Origin of the sequence: Streptomyces acidicola (assembly GCF_009377235.1) — a bacterium.
GTDB lineage: Bacteria > Actinomycetota > Actinomycetes > Streptomycetales > Streptomycetaceae > Streptomyces > Streptomyces acidicola.
The window spans coordinates 1-3,410 of record NZ_VMNX01000445.1; the positions used below are offsets into that span (position 1 = coordinate 1).

General features: G+C 66.7%; 3 protein-coding genes. All 3 read right to left on the bottom strand.

Translation table 11 applies throughout. From position 1 onward, the window contains the following. Window positions 1-111: 111 nt before the first annotated feature. The 3 genes from FPZ41_RS45690 to FPZ41_RS45700 all read right to left on the bottom strand — a co-directional run bounded on the left by FPZ41_RS45690 (window position 112) and on the right by FPZ41_RS45700 (window position 3,245). Entirely contained in the window at window positions 112-456 is a 345-nt protein-coding gene (locus tag FPZ41_RS45690; protein ID WP_322621576.1) for a cytochrome C oxidase subunit I, read from the bottom strand. Then, a complete protein-coding gene (gene ctaD / locus FPZ41_RS45695) occupies window positions 453-2,165 on the bottom strand; it encodes an aa3-type cytochrome oxidase subunit I (RefSeq protein ID WP_407698908.1) in 1,713 nt (570 codons plus the stop codon). Before ctaD ends, FPZ41_RS45690 begins: the two co-directional genes overlap by 4 nt. Before the next feature lie 201 nt (window positions 2,166-2,366). After that, window positions 2,367-3,245, bottom strand: coding sequence for a carbon-nitrogen family hydrolase (locus FPZ41_RS45700; RefSeq protein ID WP_322621577.1), 879 nt, complete (start codon window positions 3,243-3,245; stop codon window positions 2,367-2,369). Window positions 3,246-3,410 lie beyond the last annotated feature (165 nt).

The window sequence follows — 3,410 nt, forward strand, 5'->3', positions numbered from 1 at the left end:
CCCCACCACCCTCCACCTCCGAGAAAGCGACACCCCGGCCACCACCCTCTCGCCCACACCCACCGCTCTGTCCGCCCTGCTCGCAGTGGTGCGAAACGTGCCGTGATGTCCTCAAAGGATCAGCAACAGCGTCGCCACCGTGGTGAAGCAGGCGCAGACGGCCAGCGTCCAACCCACACAGCGCAGCCGCAGTCTTCGATAGCGGCTTTCGTACTCAGCACGCAGCGACAGGCACCGGGCCGCGATGCGTTCAAGGTCCTTTCGAGCCTGCACGAGGCTGTCGGCGATGTAGTGCTGCTCGATTTCCGTGCGTTGCGCCGTGGTCAGCCATTCCATGGGCCGGACGAACGCCTGCGCGCGCCGCGTCGCCTCCGTGATTCTGGCCTGCCACAGCAGGTATCCCTCCACCTCGTTGCTGAGCCCGCTGTCAGCCTCGTGTCCCGGCAGATCACTCACCTGTGACCTCTGTCGGTCACCGCCGGAACTCCGTAGGCCTCGGCCTCGGCCCTTCCGATCTCGGGGTGGTGCAGGTCGAACGCCGGGGATTCGCTGCGGATCCGCGGCATGGTGGTGAAGTTGTGCCGCGGTGGCGGGCAGGAGGTCGCCCACTCCAGCGAACGGCCGTAACCCCACGGATCGTCGACCTCGACCTTCTTGCCGTACTTGGCGGTCTTCCAGACGTTGTAGAGGAACGGCAGCAGCGACGCGCCGAGCACGAACGAGCTGATCGACGAGACCAGGTTCAGGGTGGTGAAGCCGTCGGCCGCCAGGTAGTCGGCGTAACGGCGCGGCATGCCCTCGGCGCCCAGCCAGTGCTGGACCAGGAAGGTGCCGTGGAATCCGACGAACAGCGTCCAGAACGTGACCTTGCCGAGGCGCTCGTCGAGCATCTTGCCCGTGAACTTCGGCCACCAGAAGTGGAAGCCGGAGAACATCGCGAAGACGACGGTGCCGAACACCACGTAGTGGAAGTGCGCCACCACGAAGTACGAGTCGGAGACGTGGAAGTCCATCGGGGGCGAGGCCAGGATGACACCGGTCAGACCACCGAAGAGAAACGTGACGAGAAAGCCCGTCGCCCAGAGCATCGGGGTCTCGAAGGACACGCTGCCCTTCCACATGGTTCCGATCCAGTTGAAGAACTTCACCCCGGTCGGGACGGCGATGAGGAACGTCATGAAGGAGAAGAACGGCAGCAGCACACCGCCGGTGACGAACATGTGATGCGCCCAGACGGTGATCGAAAGCCCCGCGATGGAGATCGTCGCGCCGATCAGGCCCAGATAGCCGAACATCGGCTTGCGGGAGAAGACCGGGATCACCTCGGAGACGATGCCGAAGAACGGCAGCGCGATGATGTACACCTCCGGATGGCCGAAGAACCAGAACAGGTGCTGCCACAGCAGGGCTCCGCCGTTGGACGCGTCGAAGACGTGGGCGCCGAACTTGCGGTCCGCCTCCAGCGCGAACAGTGCCGCCGCCAGGATCGGGAAGGCGAAGAGGACCAGGACCGCGGTCAGCAGCACGTTCCAGGTGAAGATCGGCATGCGGAACATCGTCATGCCGGGTGCGCGCATGCAGATGATGGTGGTGATGAAGTTGACCGCGCCGAGGATGGTGCCGAAGCCGGAGAAGGCCAGACCCATGATCCACATGTCGCCGCCGATGTTCGGGGAGTGGACGATGTCCGTCAACGGCGAGTAGGCGAACCAGCCGAAGTCGGCGGCGCCCTGCGGGGTGAGGAAGCCGCCGACGGCGATCAGCGAGCCGAACAGGTAGAACCAGTAGGCGATCATGTTCAGTCGCGGGAAGGCCACGTCCGGTGCGCCGATCTGCAGCGGCATGATCCAGTTCGTGAAGCCCGCGAACAGCGGTGTCGCGAACATCAGCAGCATGATCGTGCCGTGCATCGTGAACGCCTGGTTGAACTGCTCGTTCGACATGATCTGGGTACCGGGCTGGGCCAGCTCGGCACGCATGAGCAGCGCCATGGCGCCACCGAAGCAGAAGAAGGCGAAGGACGTCGCCAGATACAGCGTTCCGATCGTCTTGTGATCGGTGGTCGTCAGCCACTTCACCACGACGTTGCCGGGCTGCCTGCGTCTGACGGGCAACTCGCTCTCGTAGGTGGCGATCGGCCCCTCGGGTTCGTTGAGAATGCTCACAAGCCGTGCGTCTCCCCATGCTCGCGGTTTCCCCGCGTCAGTCGCCCGTTCGCCCGTCATCCTCGCGGTCGACGTGGGCGGGGCCGACGCCCCGAGCGGTCGACACTCGGCCGATCGCGTGGCGGTCACACCCGCATGGAGCAATCAGAGCGTTGAGCCCTGCCGCTCGACGGCACAGGGCTGGTGGTGGGCAGGGGCTGCTCAGCGCCCGGGAGGCCGAAGTCCCAGCATGCGGTCCTTCAGGGCCGGGAACTGCTCGCGGGTGGCCGCCACCTTCGCCGGGTCGAACTCCACCGTGAGGACCTCCTCACCGGAGCCCGCCTCCCCCAGCACCTCGCCCCACGGATCCACCACGATCGAGTGACCCGCCTGGGGAACCCCCGCATGTGTGCCGGCCGTTCCACACGCGAGGACGTACGCCTGGTTCTCCACCGCCCGCGCCTGAGCCAGCAGCGTCCAGTGGGAGCGGCGGCGCTCCGGCCAGCCCGCCGGGATGACGAGGATCTCGGCGCCTGCGTCGACGAGACCGCGGAAGAGTTCGGGGAAGCGTAGGTCGTAGCAGGTCGCGACGCCGAGGGTGGTGGCGGGACCATGGGTGGTGGCGGGACCATGGGTAGCGGCAAGGCCGTGGGTGGTGGCGGGGCCGGGCAGCCTGACCGTCACGAGCTCACTGCCCGCGCCCATCAGCACGGCCTCACCCTTGTCGAAGCCGAAGCGGTGGATTTTCCGGTAGGTGGCGGCGAGTTCACCGGAGGGGGAGAAGATGAGAGACGTGTTGTAGAGGGGACCGTCACCCGCGGCGGAGCCGCTGTCGGATGCCGCCCGTTCGGGAATCGAGCCCGCGTGCAGCCAGACGCCCGCGTCACGGGCGGCCTTGGCCATCACCTCGTACGTGGGCCCGTCCAGCGGTTCGGCCTCGGCCGCGAACTCCTGGTACGCGAAGGCGCCGGTCGTCCACAGCTCGGGAAGGACGACGAGATCGGCACCGGACTGTTCGCGGATCAGGGAGGCGACCCGCCGTCTACGCGAACCGACCGATTCGCCCTCGTCTACGCCGATCTGGATGAGCGAGGCGCGCACACTACCACCGTCCTGGCATGGGAGCCGTCCACACGGGCCTACGATCGTCACACGAAAGCACTGCCGGGCTGCCTCGTAGCAGCGTAACTTAACGTTCCACGACGCCCACCGACAGCCGCCGACGCCCGCCCGTACTCGTCAACGCCGACGCCCGCAACCCACCCC